The 292-nt window shown below is 45.9% G+C and carries 1 pseudogene; it reads right to left on the bottom strand.

The features are described from left to right. Positions 1–138 (bottom strand): annotated as a pseudogene (locus tag FS628_RS32905) (preprotein translocase subunit SecY); the annotation flags it as partial. Positions 139–292: the final 154 nt, after the last annotated feature.

Genomic DNA, 292 nt, shown 5'->3' with positions numbered 1-292 from the left:
CCGGATGGTTAAGTAACGGGTGAAGTGTGGAGATTTCTTCTTACGTTGTTCACCTTGCTTTGGGGACTGGGGTAATTTAGGAATAAGGTGGATGGAAAGCAAGTGTAGTATGATAGAGGGAGTGATGTAAGGGAGGATGGGGAGGGGAAATGGGAAGGTTTTGGTGAAGAGGGCAGTTGGGAGTTTATCGGTGATTTGGAGAGGAAGAAGGTGAAAGAGGTAATTGGGAAGTTTGGTTAGATAGATTGAGTGGATGGTTTGTGGTTGGGGAAGGAGTTGGATAAGAAAGGAG

Source organism: Paenibacillus xylanexedens (genome assembly GCF_007676705.1).
Taxonomy (GTDB): Bacteria; Bacillota; Bacilli; order Paenibacillales; family Paenibacillaceae; genus Paenibacillus; species Paenibacillus xylanexedens_C.
The sequence above is the reverse complement of the archived record's forward strand: the minus strand, read 5'-3'. Positions and strand labels throughout refer to the sequence as shown.